This is a genomic window from Streptomyces sp. NBC_01171 (genome assembly GCF_045039805.1).
In the GTDB taxonomy this organism is placed as follows: domain Bacteria; phylum Actinomycetota; class Actinomycetes; order Streptomycetales; family Streptomycetaceae; genus Streptomyces.
In genome coordinates, this window is record NZ_CP108609.1 from 2,500,005 (window position 1) to 2,524,630 (window position 24,626).

Consider the following 24,626-nt stretch of genomic DNA (forward strand, 5'->3'; position numbering starts at 1 on the left):
GCCGTGTCGGCTGTCCCTAAACTCGGCTTGTTTCAAGGAGGGAGCCTCAATCGTGCACAAGGTGCTCATCGCCAACCGTGGCGAAATCGCTGTCCGTGTGGCGCGGGCCTGCCGGGACGCAGGCATTGCGAGCGTGGCCGTGTACGCCGACCCGGATCGGGACGCTCTGCACGTCCGGGCCGCGGATGAGGCGTTCGCCCTGGGCGGTGACACCCCGGCCACCAGCTACCTGGACATCGAGAAGGTCCTGAACGCGGCGCGGGAGTCCGGCGCGGACGCCATCCACCCCGGCTACGGCTTCCTCTCGGAGAACGCCGAGTTCGCCCAGGCCGTGCTGGACGCGGGCCTGACCTGGATCGGCCCGCCCCCGCAGGCCATCCGGGACCTCGGCGACAAGGTCGCCGCCCGGCACATCGCACAGCGCGCGGGTGCCCCGCTGGTGGCCGGCACGTCGGACCCGGTCTCCGGTTCCGACGAGGTCGTGGCCTTCGCCAAGGAGCACGGCCTGCCGATCGCGATCAAGGCCGCCTTCGGCGGTGGCGGACGCGGTCTGAAGGTCGCCCGCACCCTCGAAGAGGTGCCGGAGCTGTACGACTCGGCGGTCCGCGAGGCCGTCGCCGCCTTCGGCCGGGGCGAGTGCTTCGTGGAGCGCTACCTCGACCGTCCGCGGCACGTGGAGACCCAGTGCCTGGCCGACAAGCACGGCAACGTGGTCGTCGTCTCCACCCGTGACTGCTCGCTGCAGCGCCGCCACCAGAAGCTCGTGGAGGAGGCCCCGGCGCCGTTCCTCTCCGAGGCCCAGGTCGCCGAGCTGTACCGCGCGTCCAAGGCCATCCTCAAGGAGGCGGGCTACGAGGGCGCCGGCACCTGTGAGTTCCTGGTCGGCCAGGACGGCACGATCTCCTTCCTCGAGGTCAACACCCGCCTCCAGGTCGAGCACCCCGTGACCGAGGAGGTCGCCGGGATCGACCTGGTCCGCGAGATGTTCCGCATCGCCGACGGCGAGGAGCTGGGCTACGGCGACCCCGAGCTGCGCGGGCACTCCTTCGAGTTCCGCATCAACGGCGAGGACCCGGGCCGCAACTTCCTGCCCGCCCCCGGCACGGTCACCCGCTTCGACCCCCCGGCCGGTCCCGGTGTCCGGCTGGACGCGGGCGTGGAGTCCGGGTCGGTCATCGGCCCGGCGTGGGACTCCCTGCTGGCCAAGCTGATCGTCACCGGCCGCACCCGCAAGGAGGCGCTGGAGCGTGCCGCGCGGGCGCTGGACGAGTTCCAGGTCGAGGGCATGGCCACGGCCATCCCGTTCCACCGCGTGGTGGTCCGGGACGCGGCCTTCGCCCCGGAGCTGACCGGCTCCAAGGACCCCTTCACGGTCCACACCCGCTGGATCGAGACCGAGTTCGTCAACGAGATCAAGCCCTTCACCGCCCCCGCCGACGCGGAGGCGGACGAGGAGCTGGGCCGTGAGACGGTCGTGGTCGAGGTCGGCGGCAAGCGCCTGGAGGTCTCCCTCCCGTCGTCGCTCGGCATGTCCCTGGCCCGCACCGGCCTCGCGGCGGGCGCCAAGCCCAAGCGCCGCGCGGCCAAGAAGTCCGGTCCCGTCGCCTCCGGCGACACCCTCGCCTCCCCGATGCAGGGCACCATCGTCAAGGTGGCCGTCGAAGAGGGCCAGACCGTCCAGGAAGGCGACCTCATCGTCGTCCTGGAGGCCATGAAGATGGAACAGCCCCTCAACGCCCACCGAGCCGGCACCGTCAAGGGCCTCCTCGCCGAGGTGGGCGCCTCCATCACCTCGGGCGCCCCGATCTGCGAGATCAAGGACTGACGCGACGTCATCACCCCGACGCCCGGCGACCGAAGACGGTCCGCCGGGCGTCGGCCTTTACCCGGCCCTCCTGGAAGGACAGGCTCGACGCAGCACGGCCCAGAACCGGCCGAAGGAACGGTTCACCCGGGGGCGGGTGCCCGGAACGACGCAAGGGCGCCCCGTCGGCCGTGAGGCCCCGCCGAGTCGCTACCTGCGGCGCAGGTCCGCCACCCTGGCGCGTTCGGTGGGCTGGTCGTTGAGGACTCCGCGGAGGGCGGCGCCGGGGACCTGGCCCCGGCGGGGGCCGGGGAGTTGGGAGGCGCGCTGGCCGCGGGGGGCCGGAGGCTGTTCCGGGGTGCCGGCCGCTCCGGACACCGTGATCTGCACGCCCTGGTCGGCCAGGGCCTGGAGTTCGGTGGCGGCGCGGTCGTCGTGGGCCGGGGGCTCGTCGGTGACCAGGCGGGTGATCGCCTCGGTGGGCACCGTACGGAACATGGTGTCCGTGCCCAGTTTGGTGTGGTCGGCGAGGACCACGACCTCGGAGGCTGCCTGGACCAGGGCCCGGTCCACGGAGGCCGACAGCATGTTGGACGTGGACAGCCCGCGCTCGGCGGTCAGGCCGCTCCCGGAGAGGAACGCCTTGGAGACGCGCAGCCCTTGGAGGGACTGCTCGGCGCCGGAGCCGACCAGGGCGTAGTTGGAGCCCCGGAGGGTGCCACCGGTCATGACGACCTCCACCCGGTTGGCATGGGCCAGCGCCTGCGCCACCAGCAGGGAGTTGGTGACCACGGTCAGGCCCGGTACCCGGGCCAGTCTGCGGGCCAGCTCCTGGGTGGTCGTACCGGCGCCGACCACGATGGCCTCGCCCTCTTCGACCAGCCCGGCGGCGACGTCGGCGATGGCCGTCTTCTCCGCTGTCGCGAGATGGGATTTCTGCGGAAAGCCGGATTCTCGCGTGAATCCACCCGGCAGTACCGCACCGCCATGCCGGCGGTCGAGGAGTCCTTCTGCCTCCAGCGCGCGCACGTCCCGCCGTACGGTCACTTCGGAGGTCTGGACGACGCGGGCGAGTTCACGGAGCGACACGGCCCCATTGGCTCGCACCATTTCGAGGATCAGTTGACGACGTTCTGCAGCGAACACGAAACTGACAGTAACCCCAACGACCGTCTGCTTTCAGCAGTTTGCGCCGAATAGCAGAAGTTGTTCGCAAGCGGACCCTGGAAGTGATATAGGGCCTTACCGGCTGACTATGCCGCTCGCATGGGCCCGCCCGGTCAGCCCGCGCCGCCCGCCTTGCGGGACTGCAACTGCCGGGCCACCTCGGCGATCGAGCCGGACAGCGAGGGGTAGACCGTGAACGCCTTGGCGATCTGCTCGACCGTCAGGTTGTTGTCGACCGCGATCGAGATGGGGTGGATGAGTTCCGAGGCGCGCGGCGCGACGACCACACCGCCGACCACGATCCCGGTGCCGGGCCGGCAGAAGATCTTGACGAAGCCGTCCCGGATGCCCTGCATCTTCGCGCGGGGGTTGCGCAGCAGCGGCAGCTTCACCATGCGTGCGTCGATCTTGCCCGCGTCCACGTCCGCCTGGGTGTAGCCGACGGTGGCGATCTCGGGGTCGGTGAAGACGTTGGAGGAGACCGTCTTGAGGTCCAGCGGGGCCACCGCGTCGCCGAGGAAGTGGTAGACCGCGATCCGGCCCTGCATCGCCGCGACGGAGGCCAGCGCGAACACGCCGGTCACGTCACCGGCCGCGTACACGCCGGGCGCGGTGGTGCGGGAGACCTTGTCGGTCCAGATGTGCCCGGACTCGCGCAGCTTGACCCCGGCCTCCTCCAGGCCGAGCCCCGCACTGTTCGGGATCGCGCCGACCGCCATCAGACAGTGCGTACCGGTGATCACGCGGCCGTCGGCGAGGGTGACCTCGACCCGGTCACCGACCCGCTTGGCGGACTGGGCGCGGGAGCGGGCCATCACGTTCATGCCCCGGCGGCGGAAGACGTCCTCCAGAACGGCGGCGGCGTCCGGGTCCTCGCCGGGCAGCACGCGGTCGCGCGAGGAGACGAGGGTGACCTTGGAGCCGAGCGCCTGGTAGGCACCGGCGAACTCGGCACCGGTGACGCCGGAGCCGACCACGATCAGCTCTTCGGGCAGCTCGGTGAGGTCGTAGACCTGGGTCCAGTTCAGGATGCGCTCGCCGTCCGGCTGCGCGTCGGGCAGCTCGCGCGGGTGGCCGCCGGTCGCGATGAGCACGGCGTCGGCGGTGAGGGTCTCCTCGGAGCCGTCGGCGGCGGTGACGACGACCTTGCGGGAGCCGTCGAGGGCCTGCATGCCCTCAAGCCGCCCCCGGCCGCGCATCACGCGGGCACCGGCGCGGGTGACGGAGGCGGTGATGTCGTGGGACTGGGCGAGCGCGAGCCGCTTCACCCGGCGGTTGACCTTGCCGAGGTCCACGCCGACCACGCGGGCCGCCTGCTCGATGTGGGGGGTGTCGTCGGCGACGATGATGCCCAGCTCCTCGTAGGAGGAGTCGAAGGTGGTCATCACCTCTGCCGTGGCGATGAGGGTCTTCGACGGCACGCAGTCGGTCAGCACCGACGCCCCGCCCAGACCGTCGCAGTCCACGACGGTCACCTCCGCGCCGAGCTGGGCGGCCGTCAGCGCCGCCTCGTATCCGCCGGGTCCGCCACCGATGATCACGATCCGAGTCACGTACCCCATTGTCCCGCACCCGGCGGGAAGCGAGCGCGCCGGGGGCGGAAGCGTTGATACGGGCTGGTGGGAGCGGAGTTTTCACAGCGCCGGGGGGACCGGAAGGCGCTGCGGGCACCATCGGTCAAGTGTCCGCAGCCGTTTTGCCCAGCCTTTGTCGAAATCTGCATGACAACGATCGCATTCCTGTGGGCTCTGTCATCTACGCGCGTAGGAGAACACCGGCTACCCTCGTCCGCGTGAACGCATCTCTCCTTCCGGACGACCGCCAGGGCGACCCGCACGCCGCCGCCGACGCCGCCGCCGCGCGCCTGCGCGAACTCACCGGCGCCGAGACCCACGACGTCGCCCTCGTGATGGGCTCCGGCTGGGCTCCCGCCGTGGACGCCCTGGGCGAGCCCGACGCCGAGTTCCAGGTCACCGAGCTGCCCGGTTTCCCGCCGCCGGCCGTCGAGGGGCACGGCGGCAAGATCCGCTCGTACCGCTTCGGTGACAAGCGCGCCCTGGTCTTCCTGGGCCGCACCCACTACTACGAGGGCCGTGGTGTCGCCGCCGTCGCGCACGGGGTCCGTACCGCCGTCGCCGCCGGCTGCAAGACCATCGTGCTGACCAACGGCTGCGGCGGCCTGCGCGAGGGCATGCGCCCCGGCCAGCCGGTGCTGATCAGCGACCACCTGAACCTGACGGCCACCTCCCCGATCGTCGGCGCCAACTTCGTCGACCTCACCGACCTGTACTCGCCGCGCCTGCGCGCCCTGTGCAAGGAGATCGACCCCTCCCTGGAGGAGGGCGTCTACGCGCAGTTCCCCGGCCCGCACTACGAGACCCCGGCCGAGATCCGCATGGCCCGCGTGATCGGCGCGGACCTGGTCGGCATGTCCACGGTGCTGGAGGCCATCGCCGCGCGCGAGGCCGGCGCCGAGGTGCTGGGCATCTCCCTGGTCACCAACCTCGCCGCCGGCATGACGGGCGAGCCGCTGAACCACGAGGAGGTCCTCCAGGCGGGCCGCGACTCGGCGGCGCGCATGGGCGAGCTGCTGGGACAGGTGCTGAACCGGCTGTAGCCCCACGGCGGCAGCGGACGGAATCGAGAGAGAGGTTCACCCGAGGTGCAGGACGAAGTGATCGCACGGGCCCAGGCGTGGCTGGCCGAGGACCCCGACGCCGAGACCCGCGAGGAGCTGGCGAAGCTCATCGACGCCGGGGACACGGCGGAGCTGACCGCGCGCTTCAGCGGCACGCTCCAGTTCGGCACGGCCGGGCTGCGCGGCGAGCTGGGCGCGGGCCCGATGCGGATGAACCGCGCTGTCGTGATCCGCGCCGCCGCCGGTCTCGCCGCGTACCTGAAGGCCAAGGGCGAGACGGGCGGCCTGGTCGTCATCGGCTACGACGCCCGGCACAAGTCGGCCGACTTCGCGCGGGACACCGCCGCCGTGATCACCGGCGCCGGACTGCGTGCCGCCGTGCTGCCGCGCCCGCTGCCGACACCGGTCCTCGCCTTCGCCATACGGCACCTGGGCGCGGTCGCGGGCGTGGAGGTCACGGCCAGCCACAACCCGCCGCGCGACAACGGCTACAAGGTGTACCTCGGCGACGGCTCCCAGATCGTGCCGCCCGCCGACGCGGAGATCGCCGCCGAGATCGACGCGGTGCGCGCGCTCGCGGACGTGCCCCGGCCGGAGTCCGGCTGGGAGGTGCTGGGCGACGAGGTGCTTCAGGCGTATCTGGCGCGTACGGACGCGGTGCTGGCCAAGGGGTCGGCCCGTGGCGCCCGTACCGTCTACACGGCGATGCACGGCGTCGGCAAGGACGTGCTGCTCGCGGCGTTCGCGCGGGCCGGGTTCCCGGAGCCGGTGCTGGTGGCCGAACAGGCCGAGCCCGACCCGGACTTCCCGACCGTGGCCTTCCCCAACCCGGAGGAGCCGGGCGCGATGGACCTCGCCTTCGAGCGGGCGACCGTCACCGAGCCGGACCTCGTGATCGCCAACGACCCGGACGCGGACCGCTGCGCGGTGGCCGTACGCGACGGCGGCGACTGGCGGATGCTGCGCGGCGACGAGGTGGGCGCGCTGCTCGCCGCCCACCTGGTGGGCCGGGGCGTCACCGGCACCTTCGCGGAGTCCATCGTCTCCTCCTCCCTGCTGGGCCGGATCGCAGAGAAGGCCGGGCTGGGCTACGAGGAGACCCTGACGGGCTTCAAGTGGATCGCCCGCGTGGAGGACCTGCGCTACGGGTACGAGGAGGCGCTCGGCTACTGCGTGGACCCCGAGGGCGTGCGGGACAAGGACGGCATCACCGCCGCCCTGCTCATCACCGAGCTGGCGTCGGAGCTGAAGGAGTCCGGGCAGACCCTGCTCGATCTCCTGGACGACCTCGCGCTGGAGCACGGTCTGCACGCCACGGACCAGCTCTCGGTACGGGTGGAGGACCTGTCGGTCATCGCCGACGCGATGCGCCGCCTGCGTGAGCAGCCGCCCACCGCCCTGGCGGGCCTCGCGGTCACCTCGGCGGAGGACCTGACCCGCGGCACCGCCTCTCTCCCGCCCACGGACGGCCTGCGGTACGCCCTGGACGGCGCCCGCGTCATCGTCCGCCCGAGCGGCACCGAGCCCAAGCTGAAGTGCTACCTGGAGGTCGTGGTCCCGGTCGCCGACCGCGCCGCCCTCCCCGCGGCCCGCGCGAAGGCGGCGGAGCTGCTCGCGGAGATCAAGCGGGACCTGTCGGAGGCGGCGGGGATCTGACGCGGGGGCTTCCTCCGAGGTCAAGATCTGCACAAGGGGCTGGTGGCCGGGGTGGGCCCGACCACTAGTGTCCCCGTCATGACCATGAACATGACGCGCCGCAGTCTGATCCGTGGCGGCACCGGCCTCGCCGCCGGTGCCGCCGCCGGGCTGGGGCTGCCCGCCCAGGCGGCGGTGGCCGCGCCCGTGGACAACCCGGCGAGCGTGCCGGGCGGGACCGCGCTGATCGACGTCGCCGCCGGTTCCACCCGCTGGCTGGCCGGTGTCGCCAACCAGGACAGCTCGACCACGCTCCAGGGCATCGCCTTCGATTCGGCGGCCGGGCACTTCTACACGCTCCAGGTGGCCGGGGCGAGCCAGGTGGCCTACCTCCGCTCGGGCAGCCAGGTCGCCGTGACGGCGTCCATCGGCGGGGACGACCACGCGGAGTCGGGCGACCTCTGTCTGACCCGGCACGACATCGCCACCGGCGCGGTCAACGGGTACATGTACCTGCTGGGCTTCGGCCACGGGGTCTCCCTCGGCGTGCAGCCCGCGAGCGGCGGGAACCCGGCGTACGTGTGGACCGAGGCGGGGTCCGGACGCAGCGGGTACGGGCAGGAGTTCGTCCGCTTCCCCTTCGCCACCAAGACGGTGCTGTGGACCAGCCACCCGTCCGTGCAGCGCTTCGGCTCACCGGACCCGGCGGCGACCTCCATGACGCCGTCGGTGGACGCGGACCACAACATCCTGCTGATCCGCTACGCGCTGGGCTCCGACCACTGGTTCGCGGCGTACGACCTGGCCGCGGCGGCGGCCACGGCCGGCACCGGCACCCTCCCGGCCCCCCTGGCCCGCATCCAGCAGCCCCCGCTCTACAAGTACAAGGCCGACGGCACCCCGGACCCCACCACCCCGGCCACCTTCCAGGGCTTCACGTCCTACGGCCAGTACGTCTACATGCTCGACGGCGACCCCCGCACCACGACCCCGTCCAGCACCCTGACCGGCGTCGACAAGTGGGCCATCCACACCACGTCCTTCGACCTCAACGGCACCCAGAACGACCCCACGACGGGCTACATCGCCAGCACCCACTCGGAGGCGGACGCGGCGGCGGACCCCCGCGAACCGGAGGGAATGGCCATCTACACCGGCTCGGGCGCCCCGCGCCTGTGCTTCGGCATCACGAACAACTCGGGCAGCAACCGGCAGTTCGACCTTTATTACAAGGTCTGAGTCAGGCATTCACGAAACAAAGCGAAAATCTCAGCACTCCGCCAGCAGTAAAAATGCCTCAGGCCGCTCACCGGTGCCGGTGAGCGGCCTGAGGTTCATTCGCTGGGACTAAAGTGCGAATGGACGGTACTCGAGTGCCTTTACCATGACTTGCTCGTCGGTGAGATCGGCACTCTCCAGGAACAGCAGGTCAAGCCACCTCGGGTAGTACGGGTACAGCTCCCGAAGCTCCGCGATCTTCACATCGCAATCCTCGGTGCGCAGCTCTCCTGACCTGATCTCCGCGATCAGCGGAACCGCACGTCGAAACAGTTCGGACCTCGACCTCTCCTGATCGTCATCCGTTGCCATAGTGGTAACTCCCATCGAGGATGCTCGCGTGAAAGCGTGGTGTGACTACCAGAAGGTTACCCATGTCGTACACACCTCCGCCATGCTGGATCGGTGTTGCGTGATGCAGGATGAGCGTATTGTGCCCACCGAACGCCTGCCCCTCTCCAACATGCGGCGCGTTCCCGTTGCGCATTGCCGCCGCATTTTGCGGAGTGAACTGGGAAGACAGGTCAGGATCATTTCCGACTTCCGACCAGAATGCTTCACGGAAATCATTGAAGCTCTTGAACTGCCTTCCACGCAATTTGTCGGCAACCTGTCCCGGAACGCGCGCCGCGTTTCCATGAGAACCACGCAGCCAACCGCCCGCGACCTTGGGGAGCGAATACCCCCCGCTAGCAGGTCCAGGGGAGTTCCGGTGCTGGGTCGCGCTCCGCGAGGCCGAGAGGGCAAGAGGACAAGCCTCGCCATCCGTGTTGTGCACAAGCACCGGAATGGTGCCCGCTCCGACGAAATATGTGTGCAGCCCCTCGATACTGAGGTCATACGTCACACGGCTTGCCGTGTACGCCTTGACCTCGAGAATCGCCGTCAGACGACTGCCACCGTTCTGGAGCTTCTGGCCAGCCTTGAGGTCGCCCGCCTGGGTCCAGGTGTTTCTGGTGGCCTCGTAGAACTGGTGGTGCTTGGTGGTCTGGATCGTCTTCGGGCCCGACTTGGTGGCTATGACGACGTCGACATAGTCACGGTCGGTCTTGGTGACGACCACCGACTTGACCTTGTGCTTCTCCTTCTTCGTCTTGCCGGGCTCGGCCGTCAGGACGTAGTCGCCGGGCTTGACCTGGGAGATGGGCTTCACCGTGGCGTTCGCCATGAGGACGCCCGTGCTGCCGGTGAAACTGTGCGGAGTGCAGCCCTTGCGGCCGAACTTGCTCGCCGCGGCGCCGAAGATGCCGCCCGTCACCGCGCCGACCGCCGAGGCCTTCGCCGCGCCGCTCGCGCTGCAGCCCTCCTCGCTGGATGCGCAGGAGACGCCGTAGCCGACCGCGCCTTCCGCGGCTCCGCCCGCCGCGCCCATGGCCGCGCCGTTGAGAACCTTGCCGCCGGCGCCGGCGAGCAGTCGGCCCACCGCGCCGGAGGCCGCGCCACCGGCCGCACCACCGAGGGCACCCGTCGCGGCGCCGATCGCCACCGACCCGAGGAAACCGCCGACGGACTTGGGGCCGTCGCTCATCATGTAGCCGACGCCGTTGGCCGCCGCGCCCGCGAGGGCCGCGCAGCCGACCGCTCCGACACCCCAGGTCGCAGCGGTGCAGCCGGTGAAGACCGCCACGCCCACCGCGACCGACACGATCGTCGCGGCGTGCTGCTTGACGAAGTTGCCCGTCGCCTTGGCGGCTGCCTTGACGCCCCGGCCGACCTTCTTGATGGCTCTCTTGCCCAGGTCGGCGGCCTTGGCGGCTACGTGCTTGACGGCCTTGGCGACCTGCCGGGCCCTCTTTTTGACGTGCTGGACGACCTTGTGGGCATAGCGTTTGACGCTCTTATAGGTGCGTTTGACGTATCTCTTGACCTTTTTGACGCTGTCGTGGACGTAGTGCACGACCTTGCGGACCGCGCGGCGGACCTTGTGTACGGCCTTCTTGACGGCCTTCTTGATGTGCTTGGCCGCCTTGCGGACCTTCTTCGCGACGGCCTTGACCGCGTGCTTGGTCTTCTTCCAGGCCGACTTGGCCTTGCTCTTGACCTTCTTGGCGACCTTGTGGAACGCCTTCTTCACGAAGCCGAACCAGTGCCCCGTCGGGTCGACGCCCGTCATCGGGTTCTGGTTGGCGTACGCGTAGGCGTTGGCGTTCACCGAGTCCGGCAGCGGATCGTTGCTGACGGTGTCCCGGCTGTTGAACTGGCCGGTCTGCGGCGAGTACCAGCGCGCGGCCATGTTGACCTGGGCGGTCTCGGGGTCGGTCCAGCCGGACTGGTAACCGAGGTTGCCCAGCATCCCCGCCGAGGCGGAGACCTTGCCGAACGGCGTGTAACTGGCCGAACCGCTCAGCGTCTCACCGGAGTCGGTGTACTGCGCGACCAGGTCGTCGTGGATGTCGGTCAGCGCCAGCACCGACGACGTGCCCGACTTGATGCCCAGCAGCGAACCGTCGGCACTGCGGCTGTACGTCGCCGAGCCGTCGGAGGCGACGTCGTTGCCGTCACCGCTGTACTGGAAGGAGAAGACGTCCGCGCCGCCCACGTCCCTGGCCTTCAGGACGCGGTCCAGACCGTCGTACGTGTACGTGCGGTCGCCCTCGTTGATCACGCGGTTGAAGGCGTCCGCCTTCATGTCGGTCCGGGTCCCGGACTCGTCCGTGATCGAGCTCAGCGTGCCGCGCTTGGTGTACGCGTACGTGCTGTGGCCGTCCGAGGTGAGCCGGTTGCGGGCGTCGTACGTGTACGTGTCGCCGCCGACCCTCGTGCGGTTGCCCGAGGCGTCGTAGCCGTAGACCTCCGTGGTGGTGCCGTTGTTCCAGGACGTCAGCCGGTCCGACCAGTCGTACGCGAACGTGTTGGTGGACGCGCCCGCGACACCGGTGGTCGTCTTCGACGTGATGTTGTCGTTGTCGTCCCACCCGTAGGTGATGGAGGACAGGACCTTGCCGCTGGGCGAGGTCAGCTTGTCACCGGTGATGCGCTGCAGCGCGTCGTAGCTGAACGCGCGCTTGGACTTGCCGGTGCCGTAGTCGATCTGCGTGACGGCGTTGTCGACGTTGTAGGTGTAGGTCGCCCTGGAGCCGGTGACCGCGTCGTCGACCGTCTTCAGCCGGCCCGCCGTGTCGTACCCGTAGGACGACGTGCCCGAGGCGTCCGTGCGCGACGTCATCGCGCCGTCGCCGTTGTAGGCGAACGACGAGCTGCCCGACGGGCCGGACGCCGTGAGCAGCGCTCCGCGGTCGTCGTAGGTGAAGTGGTCGTCGTCCTCTCCGGCACCGGCGACGGCCGTGACGCGGTCGTCGGCGTCGTACGCGTAGGTGTGGTCGGCCGTCGCGGCCTCCGCACCCGAACCGGTCTGCTTCACCAGCCGGCTCTTCGTGTCGTACTCGTTGGCGATGGTCACCCCGCCCGGGGACCGCTGCTCGGCCACTCGGCCGCCCGCGTCGTACACCGTGGTGTAGGTGCGGTCGGCCACGGCGGGCTGGTCCGGGGTGGACGGCTCGATGACGGACTCGGGCAGCCCCCACTTGTTGAAGGTGGTGATGAACGGGTTGCCCCGGCCGTCGGTGAAGCGGGTGCGGTTGCCCGCGACGTCGTAGCCGAAGGACGTGGTGATGGACTCGGTCGCGGAGACCGGCTCCACCGCCTTGGTCACCAGACCCGTCGGGTCGACGGTGAAGGTGGTGGTGTGGCCCCGGTAGTCGGTCACCGACAACGGGTTTCCGGCGCGGTCGTAGGTGGAGCTGCTGGTGCGCAGCACCGCGCCGCCCGCGTCCAGTTCGCTGGTGCCGGTCAGTTGGCCGAAGCCGTCGTAGGTGTTCTTGGTGCTGGTGTTGTCCGGGTCCGTCGCGGTGAGGACGTCGCCGTCCATGGTGTAGGTGAACTTCGAGACGTTGCCCGCCCCGTCGGTCACCTCGGTGACGTCGCCGAGGGCGTTGTACTTGTACGACTCCGAGACACCGGTCGGGCTCACCCGGCGGGAGAGGTCACCGCTCGGCGCGTTGTACTCGTTGATCGCCGTGTACGCCCGCTGCGTGGGCTGGCGGACGATGTCCGTGCTGGTCAGCTCGTTGCCGAGGTAGTCCCACGTGGACTCCTGGCGCGCACCGCCCGGGCTGTTCGACGACAGCAGGTCACCGTTGGCGTCGTAGACCATCGTCGACCTGCCGCCGCCCGGCTCGGTGACCGAGGCCACGTCGCCGAGCTGGGTGTACGTGTACGAGGTGCGGTTGCCCAGCGGGTCGACCTCCGCCGTGACCTGGCCGAGCTTGTTGTACTCGTTCCAGGACGTGGCCGTGATCGGCGTGGAGGCGCCCGGCGCGGTGTAGTCCGGCAGCCTGGTCGAGGTCTCCTGGCCCTCGGCGTCGTAGGCCGTGGTCGTGACGTTGCCCAGCGGGTCGGACGTCTCGGTGGCCTCGCCGAAGGTGTTGTAGCCCGTCATCGAGATCGGCCGCAGGGCACTGGGTGCGCCCCCGTCCTTCTCGGCGTTGACGACCGGCTCGGTGACCATGGTCTGCTGGGCGGCCTCGTCGTAGGCGTAGTCCGTGGTGTTGCCCAGCTCGTCGGTCGAGGACAGCGGCAGGCCCCGCTGGTCCAGCTTCCAGGTGTTGGTGCGCACCGAGCTGCCGGCCGCCGGAAGCGTGCCGCCCGCCAGGGCGGACACCTGGGACGCGCTCAGCGCGTCGCCGTAGACCTGTGCGTCGGCGATGGAGCCCTGCGCGTTCTCGGCGTAGGTGCCGTTGAACAGGCGCCGACCGATCTGGAGCGGGCCGGTGGCCTCCCAGGGTGAGGTGAAGGACGTCGTGGTGCCCGACTGGGCGCCGTTGACGTACAGCTTCAGCGAGGCGGACGCCTGGTCGTACACACCGGTGAGGTGGGTCCAGGTGCCGGTCTTGACCGCGGCGGTGCCGGAGCTGGTCCGGACGGTCGCGGCGCCGACGGCGTCCGTGGAGTGGCGGTTGAAGGTCCAGCCGTAGACCGTGGAGTAGTAGAGCTGGAAACCGCTGTTGAGCTTGCCGTCCTGGGCGAGGAAGGTGCTGTTGGCGGCGGTGCTGCCGAGCTTGACCCAGGCGGAGACGGTGAAGTCACCGCTGGTGTTGACCGCCGGACCGTTCGCCTGCCCGTAGGCGGTGGTGGTGCCGTTGAGGACGGCGGAACCGCCCTTCTCGGTGGAGCGGGTGACCGAACTGCCCAGCGCCACCTTGTTGTTGCCGCCGGAGGAGTCCTGGGCGGTGAGGCCACTGGGCTCCGACAGCTTCCAGCGGGCCACGGGAGCGGTGGTGCCGTCGTGCTCCGTGTAGCCGGTGACATTGCCCAGCGCGTCGTAGCGGGTGTCCGTCCGGTCGACGTCACCGGTGGCCGGGTCGGTCTCGGTCTCCGTCACGACGTTGTCGTCCGGGTCGTAGGAGACCTTGGTGCTGCGGTTGACGCCCGTCGGGTCGAGCACGGACGAGGCGACGCGGTCGGCCGCGTCCACCGCGAAGGTGGACGTGGTCCGGCCGTCGTTGGTCACCTGCTTGATCAGGTTTCCGGCCGGGTCGTAGGTGTTGGCCTCCTCGACGAACTGCTTGCCGTTCGCCGGGTCCTTGCGCGTGACCGAGGCGGACAGGCCGTCGTCGGTGTAGGTGTACGCGGTCACCCAGCCCATCGCGTCGGTGATCGACGCGAGCCGTCCGGCCGGGTCGTACGCCCGCGATTCCTGGACCAGGGTCGTCGGCGCCGACGGGTTGTCCGGGTCGCCGGTGTAGTCGAGCAGATTGGTGGTGAGCGGCCGCTGCTCGGCGTCGAAGGTGTAGGTGTTGACCGTCCCCAGCGGGTCGGTCTCCTTCACCTTGTTGCCGTAGACGTCGTACTCGAACGAGGTGGTGCCGCCACCGGGGTCCGTCCGCGAGGCGAGACGGTTGTAGGCGTCGTACGTCATCGACGTCGAACGCGAGGCGTCACCGCCCCGGACGTCGGCGACGGTCTGCGAGGTGACGTTGCCGTCGTCGTCGAAGCCCGTGGTCGTCTTCGCCTGGTGCACCGCACCCGTGACGCGGTTGGTGACCGCGGGGCCGGTCTCGGTGAGGACCTGGTCGTTCTTGTCGTACGTCTGGGACGTGGTGAGGCCGGAGGGCTGGGAGTCGGAGGTCTCCGTGCGGGAGATCTGCCGGCCCAGCTTGTCGTAGGTGTACGTGATCTTCGCGCCGTTGGCGTCGGTGACCGAGGCCAGGTCGCCGGTGGAGAAGTAGGTGTACTTCGTCGTCCTGCCGCCCGGCGTGGTGACGGTGTCCGTCAGGCCGGCCGGTGCCAGGGCGCCGCCGCCCTCGGCGGCCGGGGTGGACGCCGTGGTGTAAGTGGTCGTGGCGGTACGGCCGTTGGGGCTACCGGGGACCGGGGGGCTGGTGACCGACAGCAGGTTGCCGCCGGTGTCGTAGGAGTAGCTGGTGAGGTAGGTGTTGTCGGTGGGGCCCGAGGAACGGCCGTCCCGCTCGGTGAGCAGCAGGTCGTTGCGCGGGTCCATCGCCGGGAAGGCGGTCGTGGCGTCCGGGTAGTACGTGTAGTACTCGGTGGCGCACTTGTCCGCCGTCGTGTCCTGGCAACTGGTCTGCGAGACCGTGTTGCCGCGCACGTCGTAGCCCGTGGTGCTCCGGTTGCCGTTGGCGTCGGTCACGGTGTGCAGGAAGCCGCCCGTGTCGTAGCCGTAGGTCGTCCGGTTGCCGTCGGTGTCGATCGCGGCCAGCAGACGGTTGCCCATCTCCGCGTCGTAGACGTACTTCAGCGTCTTGTCGGTCGGGTCGGTCAGCGTGACCGTGCGCACCGGCGCGACACCGGACGACGCCTTGTACGCCGACCAGTGCTGCTCGACCTGGTCCTCGGTCAGCGGGTGACCGTAGGTGGCGACCTCGGCGACGGAGCCGTCGAAGAAGCTCAGGTCACCGGGAGAGGCTTCCCAGGACTTGGCGAAGCCCGCGCCGACGAACGACCGCGTGCTGCTCTGGTCGCCCACCGCGCCGGTGAAGTCGGCCTGCTTGGCGCCGTCCAGGTACATCGTCTGGGTGGTGCCGGAGGCCGACAGCACCGCGTGGTGCCAGGTGTCGTCGTTGACGGCGGCCGTGGAGCCGAAGGCGCCCGAGCCGGTGGCGCTCCACCAGTGGCCGTGCAGCTTGCCGTCGGTGCCCACGTACAGCAGCGGGCTCCAGGACCCGGACGGGGTGCCCGCGGGTGCCTGGGCCTGGTCGGAGAGGATCACACCGGGAGCACTGGTCTTGAACCACAGCTCCACGGCGCGGTCGCCCGAGCGGTGCCAGGGGGCGTACGGGATCTCGGCGTACGACGACGCGCCGTCGAAGGACGCCGCGGTCACGTCACCGGCGCCGAACGGACCGGCCACGCCCTGCGTGACGGTGTTGTAGGTGCCGAACCCGGTGTGCACCTCGTTGGCCGCCTGCTGCGCGCCGAGGGTGTCGGAGAGTCGCCAGTAGCCGGCCGGGACCGAGCCCATCACCGCCGAGCGGTAGACCTGCGAGGAGCCCGTCACGACAGGCGGGTTGAGCTTCCAGGTGCCGCCCTCGGAGTCCGTGGCCTGCTTGACCAGGTCGTCGGTGGTGCCGTAGACGACCGACGCCTGGGTCTTCCCGCCGGGCGTGGTGATCTTGTTCAGCAGACCGGCGGACCGCTTCGCGGCCTGGTACTGCGCGGTGATCACCGAGGGGTCGAGCGGCTCGGAGTAGACGGCGGCTTCGGCCATCTGGCCCGTGTAGTGCCCGAGCTTGTCGTTCGGGTTCATCGAGGGCCAGCCGTCGGTGTTCACACCGGCGCCGAGGGAGAGGTAGGGCTGCTCCCAGTCGTTGATGGTGCCGCTCAGCGAGCCCTGCGAGACACCGTCGAGGTACAGGGTCTGGCTGGTGGCCATGCCGGTGAGCACGGCGTTGTGCCACTGGCCGTCGGTGACCGAGGCGCCCGACGTGATCGTCGACATGCATCCCGGCGACATGGCCAGGCAGCCGCGCAGCTTGCCGTCGGTGCCGACGTACACGGCGGGCGTGTTCTTCTTGGTGTTGGCGACCGGGTCGGAGTCGCTCAGCGGCTTGTCGCCGTAGTAGAAGAGGACACCTCCCGCTGTGGTCGTCTTGAACCACAGCGAGACCGTCATGTACGACGGCGTGGCTCCCGGCGCGCTCGGCATCTCCACGTAGGAGGTGGTGCCGTTGAAGCCGGCCGTCTTCTGGGTGGAACCGGCGAGGACGGACGCGCCGCCCAGCGTCACGTTGTGGTAGAGGCCGTTGTAGCGGCCCTGGTTGTTGTCGACCGTGTCCGTCGCGACGGTGGCGCCCGACGCCTCACCGAGCCGCCAGTAGGCGTACGGGTCGGCGTCCAGCACCGTGGTGCGGTAGTGGTTGCCGGTGGCGTAGCCGTAGGTCGTGCACTTGGTGGGGGTGGCCGGCGGGCAGACCGAGGTGAGCTGGTCGCCGTTGTAGCCGTAGTTCCAGGTCTGCACCGTGGACGAGTCGTCCTTGACCGCCGCGTCGGTCGCGACCGAGGCGACGTGCGCCGTGGTGGCGCCGGACGGCGTGATCCAGGTCAGGCCGAGCGAGCGCTGCGACTTCTCGTTGGTGATCTTCGTGAGCTGCTTGGAGGTGTTGTAGGTGAACGTCTCCGTGCGGCCCGCGTAGTCCTTGATGCTGGATATCGCCTTCGTGCCCGCCTTGGCGGTGGTCTGCGTGAAGGCGTACTCGGTGAAGTCCTTGTCCGTCAGCGTGTAGCCGTCGGTGACCGGCTGGAGCCGCGCGTACCGGCCCAGCGGAGGCTGGAAGGAGCCGTCGGTGTTGCGGCCGAAGGCGACCTGCTCACCACCGGGGTAGGTGATGATCACGCTGGTGACGGTGCCGGACGGGTTCTTGACCTCGGCGGCCTTCATGTCGGCGACCGTCGACCAGCCGGCGCCGAAGGCACCGTCGACCCGCGGGTCGATGCTGTTGTACGAGCGGTCGATCTCCAGCGAGGGGCCGACCACCTCGACGTCCGCGTCGGAGTCGTCGGTGGTGAAGTTGGCGTCACTCGGGTCGAAGTCGTGGCCGTCGGTGTTCTGGGCCAGGCCCGAGGTGACGGGGGGCTGCGGGACGGCGGTGGTGAACCGGCTGGAGTAGGTCGTCTCGTCGAGCCCGTCGCTCACCCCCGCGTACCAGGCGTAGTTCTTCGACCACTTCAGCTTGCCCGCCGGGATCTTCCAGCTCCCCTTGGTCAGGGCGCCGGAGGTGACGACGGGCGTGGTGCTGCCGGAGTCCGCGTCGTACACCTCGAAGGAGTACGACAGCGCCGCGTTCGGCGACTTGTCTGCATCGCTCGCGTAGACGAGCAGCTCCGGCTGGAGGGTGTTGGCCTGGAAGTTCTCAGGCGGGTACGAAGCGTTGACCTGCGGCTCGACGTTGGTCCCGTAGGTCAGGTCGAGAGAGGGACGCCAGCCGGAGGTGGCCGAGTCGTCGGAGTGGAACTTCTTCCAGTGCAGTCCGTCACCGGTCGGCGCGGCGAGCGCCAGGCCGTAGTTGACGCCGCCCGCGGCGACCTGGGTGAACCAGGAAGTCGACAGCGTCACCGGCATCTTCACACCGACACCGGTGCTGCCGGTGCTGTTGGTGCAGGAGGCGCCGGGGGCGGGCGTGGTGGAGCCGATGGCGGAGCCGTACGCCGGACCGGGGTAGGTGGTGGTCGTCGACGGGGACCACGACTGGGTCACCGGGTAGACCGAGAACGCCTCGGGGGTGCAGGTGGCGGACCACAGCGCCCAGACGTTCAGGGTCGCGGCGGAGACCTGTCGTCCGGCGATCGTCGAACCCAATGACGAGAACTGGAGGAAGGAGTTCGCCTTGGTGGTGCCCGCGTCGTAGGAACCGACCTTGATCTGGTTCTCCGCCGAGCGGTTGGAGTTGTAGTCGTTCTGGACGTACGTCGCCTGGCTGGCGTTCACGACCGTCGTCGGGTCGACGGTGACCGGGTAGACCCGCTCGGGGTCGTCCAGCCAGGCCCGGTCGGCGGTCATCCGCAGCGCCGGTTCACCGTCCACGGTGGTCAGCTCGTAGGTGACCTCGCGGGAGCGGGCGCCGTCACCGGAGCGCCGGTCGATGCGCGAGTCCTCCATGTAGGCGTGGGGGACGGTCGCGGCGACCTTGCCGTCGGCGCCGGTGAACTCGACGTCGCCGTTCTTGCCGATGCGCGGGGTCAGCCCCTTCGCGTCCAGCGCGAACAGCCAGGAGTTGTCCACGTCCTTGGAACGCAGGACGAGGTTCTCCTTGAACCCGTCCGCGATCGGCGCGAGCTGCACATCGGTGCCGGGCAGGGCGTCGGCGTAGAGGAGGGTGCCGTTCTCGTCCTTCGACGCCTCGGTCTCACGGGCGCCGAGGAGGGAGTACGCGACCGAACGGCCGTTGCCGAGGCCGAGAGAGGCCAGCCGGTCGTCGGCCGCGTCCGGGGCGAAGTCGACGTCGACGGAGTTGGCGGTCTGCTCGAACCGGCCGTCGTCGCTCTTCCTCAGGCTGGTGTCGATCGGCTTCCAGGTGCCGTCCGCCGACTTGAAGTTGGCCCGTACGTCGTAGTGGCGCACGGTGGTGGAGCCGTCGGCGTTGACGAAGTAGTCCGAGGTCGCGGTGGACTTCTTGGCGTCCCGCTTGCTCGTGCGGGGGTTGAAGCTCTTCCCCGACGCCAGGGCCTTGGTGGTGGTCTTCTCGGGCTGGGTCACATGGCGGTGGTAGGCGCCGAGTTCGCCCTTGCCCCGGCCGGGCTTGTGGCCGGCCGTGTGGTTGGTGCTGGTGGCCGCCGACGAGGCGTGGTGGCTCTTGCCCCGCGCGGTGCCGCCCTGTTGGTCAGGGGTGTCGAGGGAGGAGCTGTGGGCCCACTTCGCCAGGCCGGCGAAGGACAGTTCGGGCATGCTCAGCGCCGGCAGGGTGGCGCCGGTGGCCGCCGCTGTCTCGGTGGTGAGCATGAAGGAGAGGGAGACAAGTACCGAAAGAGCCGTAGCCCTCGCTCGACGTCTGCCGGAACCGCCCGGCGGGAACAAGCGAGGGCTACGGACCCAGCGAACACGCATGGGAGAGCCTTAACTTAAGAAGTCAGCAAAACTTCGTAAGTTTTTCTCACCTTCGATCATTTGACCTACACAAGGCCATCACCTTTAACTGATCTTTACTACAACTCCCCGTGTGTCACTGCCCGGAGGCGTCCACGGCCCGCCTGATCACGTCGGCCACCGCACCCGGCAGCGAGTCGTCCGGCTCGGCCACGGTGACGTTCCCGGCCTTGCCCCTCCCGGCAGTTGACGCCCCGTCGACCAGGACGAACCACACCTCGGGATGCTGGGCCGCCGCCTCTTGGGCGACCCGCGACTGGGGGGCGCCGACCGCTATCAGGACCCCGCACTGTCGCTGCATCAGGCTGTTGAGGAACGGCCGGGTGTTGGTCACCGACTGCGCGCCCGTCACCGGCACGTAGTTGATCCGGGCCCGTGTCTCCGACGACGCCCGCTGCATGCCCTCCCACGCCGAGGCGGCGCGGGTGCCCTCCGCGATGCCCTTGTCGCCGGTCAGCAAACAGGCGTCGAACTCCCTGTACTGGCGGGCGCGGGTGTCGGGCGGCCCGTCCTGCCGTCCGGCGAGCTGGACCCACACCCCCACCGCCACCGCGACCACCAGCACGGCGCCGGCGGCGATCCATGCCCTCCGGTCGCGCGACAGCCGGGCCGCGGCCGTCATCGCGCGCAGGAGGCCCATCTTGTACCGGTTCTCCGGCGCCTTCGTGTTCGCGCGCCAGCCGCGCCGGGTCTTCACTGCCGTCTTTCCTCTGTCCTTCGGATGTCGGATGGGGTGCGCGCGGAGGCGCGAAGAGAGCGCGTCACAAAAATCGGCGGCGGCCGGAGTCGCTCCGTCCGCCGCCGACCGTGACCGGAATCAGCCCGTGATCAGCAGGATCACCAGCAGTACGGCGCCCGCGAGGGCCGGGATCAGGATCTCGTAGGCCCAGCGGGTGGTGATCTCGCCCTGGGCGTGTTCCGCCTCGCCGTGGCGTTCGTGGAGATCGCGGAGGTCGTCCATGATCTTGTCGGTTTCGGCGCGGACCGGGGCGTCCACCGCCTCGGCGGCGCCGAAGGCGCCCGCTCCCCCGCCGCCGAAGACCCCGCCGAAGCGGTTGCCGCCCTGGGCACCGCGGGACGCCTGCGCCGCCGCCCGCGCCCGCTTGTTGGCCGCGCGCTTACGGGCGCGCAGGGAGACGGGGATCGCCCAGAGCTGGAACTTGGTGCCGGAGGTGGCCAGCGCCTCGTTGGAGTAGCCCGAGCGGAGGGTGGCCAGTGCGCCCCAGGGCAGGACGATCACGCGGAAGGGGTTGCGGACCCGGAGGCGTTCCGCGTTGGCGAAGACCGCCGGGCGCAGGGTGAACGCCGTCACCAGCGGCACGACCAGGATCATCACGGCCAGCGCCAGCCACGGCACCCGGCCGTGGCCGCGGAACAGCGCGTCGCAGCCGAGCCAGATGACGAGGGCCAGCACGAGCACACCGCCCACGAGTCCCATCGGCGAGCGGTAGATCCGGTCCCTGGCGGCGGGCACCACGGGCCGCGACGCGGGTGACTGGTGGTCCGGGGTCGTCATGGCCCCGATTGTGCACGAAGGGGGCGCGACCACCACCACCTGGCCCGATAGAGGAACGCATCCGTGACCTGCGGCGGTGTGACCCCGCACAACCCCACCCCTGGGGCTATACAGCCGCTACGCGCGTAGATATGCTCGTCTGGTGACCATGCCCACCACCGCATCCCCCGCAAAGGCTTTCGCCGACGTCACCGCGTCCGACAGCACGCTGCGCCGCTTTCTCCACGGGCTGCCCGGCGTCGACGCGGTTGGCCTGGAGGCGCGTGCCGCCGCGCTCGGTACCCGTTCCATCAAGACCACCGCGAAGGCGTTCGCCATCGACCTCGCCATCTCGATGGTCGACCTGACCACGCTGGAAGGCGCGGACACCCCCGGCAAGGTCCGGGCGCTCGGCGCCAAGGCGGTCCACCCGGACCCCACGGACCGGACGACCCCGACGACCGCAGCCGTCTGTGTCTATCCCGACATGGTGGCCGTCGCCAAGGAGGCCGTCGCCGGTTCAGGCGTCAAGGTCGCCTCGGTCGCCACCGCCTTCCCGGCCGGCCGCGCCGCCCTCGGCGTGAAGCTGGCCGACGTGCGGGACGCGGTCGCGGCGGGCGCCGACGAGATCGACATGGTCATCGACCGGGGCGCGTTCCTCGCGGGCGACTACCTCAAGGTGTATGACGAGATCACCGCCGTGAAGGAAGCCTGCGGGACCAGCGCCCGGTTGAAGGTCATCTTCGAGACCGGCGAGCTGTCGACGTACGACAACATCCGCCGGGCGAGCTGGCTGGGCATGATGGCGGGCGCGGACTTCATCAAGACGTCCACCGGCAAGGTCGCCGTCAACGCCACCCCCGCCAACACCCTGCTGATGCTGGAGGCGGTGCGCGACTTCCGCGCCCAGACCGGCGTCCAGGTCGGCGTGAAGCCCGCGGGCGGGATCAGGACGACCAAGGACGCGGTCAAGTTCCTGGTCCTGGTCAACGAGACCGCGGGCGAGGACTGGCTGGACAACCACTGGTTCCGCTTCGGCGCCTCCTCGCTGCTGAACGACCTGCTGATGCAGCGTCAGAAGCTGGCCACCGGCCGCTACTCCGGCCCCGACTACGTGACGGTGGACTGATCACCATGGGTTCCCTCTTCGAGTACGCACCGGCGCCGGAGTCCCGCGCCGTCGTCGACATCGCCCCCTCCTACGGCCTCTTCATCGACGGCGAGTTCACCGACTCGGCCGACGGCAAGGTCTTCAAGACCGTCTCCCCCGCCACCGAGGAGGTCCTCTCCGAGGTCGCGCAGGCCGGTGAGGCGGACGTGGAGCGCGCGGTCAAGGCCGCTCGCAAGGCGTTCGGGACGTGGTCGGCGCTGCCCGGCTCCGAGCGCGCCAAGTACCTGTTCCGCATCGCCCGCATCATCCAGGAGCGCAGCCGCGAGCTGGCCGTCCTGGAGACGCTGGACAACGGCAAGCCGATCAAGGAGACCCGCGACGCGGACCTCCCCCTGGTCGCCGCCCACTTCTTCTACTACGCGGGCTGGGCCGACAAGCTCGACCACGCCGGCTTCGGTGCGAACCCCCGCCCGCTGGGCGTCGCCGGCCAGGTCATCCCCTGGAACTTCCCCCTCCTCATGCTGGCGTGGAAGATCGCCCCCGCGCTGGCCACCGGCAACACGGTCGTCCTCAAGCCCGCCGAGACCACCCCGCTGTCCGCCCTGTTCTTCGCGGACATCTGCCGCCAGGCGGGCCTGCCCAAGGGTGTCGTCAACATCCTGCCGGGCTACGGCGACGCGGGCGCGGCGCTGGTCGCGCATCCGGACGTGAACAAGGTCGCCTTCACCGGCTCCACGGCCGTCGGCAAGGAGATCGCCCGCACGGTCGCGGGCACCGACAAGAAGCTCACGCTGGAGCTGGGTGGCAAGGGCGCCAACATCGTCTTCGACGACGCGCCCATCGACCAGGCCGTCGAGGGCATCGTCACCGGCATCTTCTTCAACCAGGGCCAGGTCTGCTGCGCGGGCTCGCGGCTGCTGGTCCAGGAGTCGATCCAGGACGAGCTGCTGGACGCCCTCAAGCGCCGCCTGTCCACGATGCGCCTCGGCGACCCCCTGGACAAGAACACCGACATCGGCGCGATCAACTCCGCCGAGCAGTTGGCCCGGATCACCGCGCTGGCGGAGAAGGGTGAGGCGGAGGGCGCCGAGCGCTGGTCCCCGGCCTGTGAACTGCCGTCCTCCGGCTACTGGTTCGCGCCGACGCTGTTCACGAACGTCACCCAGGCGCACACCATCGCCCGCGACGAGATCTTCGGCCCGGTGCTGTCGGTCCTCTCCTTCCGCACCCCGGACGAGGCCGTCGCCAAGGCCAACAACACCCAGTACGGGTTGTCGGCGGGCATCTGGACCGAGAAGGGCTCCCGCATCCTGGCCGTGGCGAACAAGCTGCGCGCCGGGGTCGTCTGGTCCAACACGTTCAACAAGTTCGACCCGACCTCGCCCTTCGGCGGTTACAAGGAGTCGGGCTTCGGCCGCGAGGGCGGCCGCCACGGCCTGGAGGCGTACCTCGATGTCTGATGCCACCCGACTTTCCGTCTTCAAGACCTACAAGCTGTACGTCGGGGGCAAGTTCCCCCGCTCCGAAAGCGGCCGGGTGTACGAAGTGACCACGAATACATCAGCCGCCGGCGCGGCGGGCAAGGGCAACTGGCTGGCCAACGCCCCGCTGGCCTCCCGCAAGGACGCCCGTGACGCGGTCGTGGCCGCGCGCAAGGCGTTCGGCGGCTGGTCCGGCGCGACCGCGTACAACCGCGGCCAGGTGCTGTACCGGGTGGCCGAGATGCTGGAGGGCCGCAAGGAGCAGTTCGTCCGCGAGGTCGCCGGGGCCGAGGGCCTGTCCAAGGCGAAGGCCGCCGCCGTCGTGGACGCGGCCATCGACCGCTGGGTCTGGTACGCGGGCTGGACCGACAAGATCGCCCAGGTCCTGGGCGGCGCCAACCCGGTCGCGGGCCCGTACTTCAACCTCTCCTCGCCCGAGCCCACCGGTGTGGTCGCGGTGCTGGCCCCGCAGGACTCGTCCTTCCTGGGCCTTGTCTCGGTGCTGGCCCCGGTGATCGCCACCGGCAACACCGCGGTCGTCGTCGCCTCCGCCAAGGCCCCGCTGCCCGCCCTGTCGCTCGGCGAGGTGCTGGCCACCTCCGACGTGCCGGGCGGTGTCGTCAACATCCTGTCGGGCGGCACGGCCGAGCTGGGCGCGCCGCTGGCCGCGCACCAGGACGTCAACGCGATCGACCTCGCGGGCGCCGACGCGGAGCTGGCCAAGGAGCTGGAGATCGCGGCGGCGGACAACCTCAAGCGGGTTCTCCGTCCACAGCCTGTGGACTACACGGCGACGCCGGGCATCGACCGGATGACGGCCTTCCTGGAGACCAAGACGGTCTGGCACCCCACCGGGGCGCTGGGCGCGTCGGGTTCGTCGTACTGACCGCACACGGAGCCGCGCCGCCCCCTTCATGGC

At 70.0% G+C, this 24,626-nt stretch carries 13 protein-coding genes; 7 read left to right on the forward strand and 6 right to left on the reverse strand.

What is annotated here, in order from left to right:
* Nucleotides 1-52 precede the first annotated feature (52 nt).
* Complete coding sequence (locus OG448_RS11345) at nt 53-1,825, forward strand: acetyl/propionyl/methylcrotonyl-CoA carboxylase subunit alpha (RefSeq protein WP_405553249.1); 1,773 nt, start codon at nt 53-55, stop codon at nt 1,823-1,825.
* A 189-nt stretch (nt 1,826-2,014) separates the two neighbouring features.
* Here OG448_RS11345 and OG448_RS11350 read toward each other — a convergent pair whose 3' ends face one another.
* The gene (locus OG448_RS11350) at nt 2,015-2,914 is read right to left on the reverse strand and encodes a DeoR/GlpR family DNA-binding transcription regulator (RefSeq protein WP_405558765.1); all 900 of its coding nucleotides are present in this window, start codon (nt 2,912-2,914) and stop codon (nt 2,015-2,017) included.
* Nucleotides 2,915-3,084: 170 nt separating this feature from the next.
* Entirely contained in the window at nt 3,085-4,533 is a 1,449-nt protein-coding gene (locus OG448_RS11355; protein WP_391294974.1) for an NAD(P)H-quinone dehydrogenase, read from the reverse strand.
* 230 nt (nt 4,534-4,763) lie between these two features.
* On the opposite strand from OG448_RS11355, the gene OG448_RS11360 reads away from it, so the two are divergent.
* The 3 genes from OG448_RS11360 to OG448_RS11370 all read left to right on the forward strand — a co-directional run bounded on the left by OG448_RS11360 (nt 4,764) and on the right by OG448_RS11370 (nt 8,483).
* The gene (locus OG448_RS11360; RefSeq protein WP_388996350.1) at nt 4,764-5,588 is read left to right on the forward strand and encodes a purine-nucleoside phosphorylase; all 825 of its coding nucleotides are present in this window, start codon (nt 4,764-4,766) and stop codon (nt 5,586-5,588) included.
* A gap of 45 nt (nt 5,589-5,633) precedes the next feature.
* The gene (locus OG448_RS11365; RefSeq protein ID WP_405553252.1) at nt 5,634-7,265 is read left to right on the forward strand and encodes a phospho-sugar mutase; all 1,632 of its coding nucleotides are present in this window, start codon (nt 5,634-5,636) and stop codon (nt 7,263-7,265) included.
* 78 nt (nt 7,266-7,343) lie between these two features.
* On the forward strand, nt 7,344-8,483 hold the full coding sequence (locus OG448_RS11370; protein ID WP_405553254.1) for a hypothetical protein: 1,140 nt from the start codon (nt 7,344-7,346) through the stop codon (nt 8,481-8,483).
* 108 nt (nt 8,484-8,591) lie between these two features.
* On the opposite strand, the gene OG448_RS11375 is transcribed toward OG448_RS11370, so the two are convergent.
* The 4 genes from OG448_RS11375 to OG448_RS11390 form a co-directional block, all read right to left on the reverse strand.
* The gene (locus tag OG448_RS11375; RefSeq protein WP_381227726.1) at nt 8,592-8,834 is read right to left on the reverse strand and encodes a hypothetical protein; all 243 of its coding nucleotides are present in this window, start codon (nt 8,832-8,834) and stop codon (nt 8,592-8,594) included.
* The gene (locus OG448_RS11380; protein ID WP_405553256.1) at nt 8,821-19,476 is read right to left on the reverse strand and encodes a LamG-like jellyroll fold domain-containing protein; all 10,656 of its coding nucleotides are present in this window, start codon (nt 19,474-19,476) and stop codon (nt 8,821-8,823) included. Before OG448_RS11380 ends, OG448_RS11375 begins: the two co-directional genes overlap by 14 nt.
* A 220-nt stretch (nt 19,477-19,696) precedes the next feature.
* Nucleotides 19,697-20,317: a BMP family ABC transporter substrate-binding protein gene (locus OG448_RS11385; RefSeq protein ID WP_405553258.1), complete on the reverse strand. Its 621-nt coding sequence runs from the start codon at nt 20,315-20,317 to the stop codon at nt 19,697-19,699.
* Nucleotides 20,318-20,437: 120 nt separating this feature from the next.
* Complete coding sequence (locus OG448_RS11390; protein WP_405553260.1) at nt 20,438-21,136, reverse strand: PH domain-containing protein; 699 nt, start codon at nt 21,134-21,136, stop codon at nt 20,438-20,440.
* Between the two features lie 142 nt (nt 21,137-21,278).
* On the opposite strand from OG448_RS11390, the gene deoC reads away from it, so the two are divergent.
* From deoC to OG448_RS11405, 3 genes are read left to right on the forward strand one after another with little or no spacing between them, the layout of a single operon-like run.
* Nucleotides 21,279-22,244: a deoxyribose-phosphate aldolase gene (deoC, locus tag OG448_RS11395; RefSeq protein ID WP_405553262.1), complete on the forward strand. Its 966-nt coding sequence runs from the start codon at nt 21,279-21,281 to the stop codon at nt 22,242-22,244.
* Between the two features lie 5 nt (nt 22,245-22,249).
* Nucleotides 22,250-23,686, forward strand: a complete 1,437-nt coding sequence (locus tag OG448_RS11400; RefSeq protein ID WP_405553263.1) for an aldehyde dehydrogenase family protein — start codon at nt 22,250-22,252, stop codon at nt 23,684-23,686.
* Entirely contained in the window at nt 23,679-24,593 is a 915-nt protein-coding gene (locus tag OG448_RS11405; RefSeq protein ID WP_405553265.1) for an aldehyde dehydrogenase family protein, read from the forward strand. The genes OG448_RS11400 and OG448_RS11405 overlap by 8 nt, the downstream gene beginning before the upstream one ends.
* The last annotated feature ends 33 nt before the right edge of the window (nt 24,594-24,626 follow it).

What these genes read in the sequence shown, in the direction of transcription:
- OG448_RS11390 (WP_405553260.1), bottom strand. Translation starts at nt 21,136, where the DNA reads ATGACGACCCCGGACCACCAGTCACCCGCGTCGCGGCCCGTGGTGCCC.
- OG448_RS11370 (WP_405553254.1), top strand. Translation starts at nt 7,344, where the DNA reads ATGACCATGAACATGACGCGCCGCAGTCTGATCCGTGGCGGCACCGGC.
- OG448_RS11380 (WP_405553256.1), bottom strand. Translation starts at nt 19,476, where the DNA reads ATGCTCACCACCGAGACAGCGGCGGCCACCGGCGCCACCCTGCCGGCG.
- OG448_RS11400 (WP_405553263.1), top strand. Translation starts at nt 22,250, where the DNA reads ATGGGTTCCCTCTTCGAGTACGCACCGGCGCCGGAGTCCCGCGCCGTC.
- OG448_RS11350 (WP_405558765.1), bottom strand. Translation starts at nt 2,914, where the DNA reads ATGGTGCGAGCCAATGGGGCCGTGTCGCTCCGTGAACTCGCCCGCGTC.
- OG448_RS11405 (WP_405553265.1), top strand. Translation starts at nt 23,679, where the DNA reads ATGTCTGATGCCACCCGACTTTCCGTCTTCAAGACCTACAAGCTGTAC.
- OG448_RS11355 (WP_391294974.1), bottom strand. Translation starts at nt 4,533, where the DNA reads ATGGGGTACGTGACTCGGATCGTGATCATCGGTGGCGGACCCGGCGGA.
- OG448_RS11375 (WP_381227726.1), bottom strand. Translation starts at nt 8,834, where the DNA reads ATGGCAACGGATGACGATCAGGAGAGGTCGAGGTCCGAACTGTTTCGA.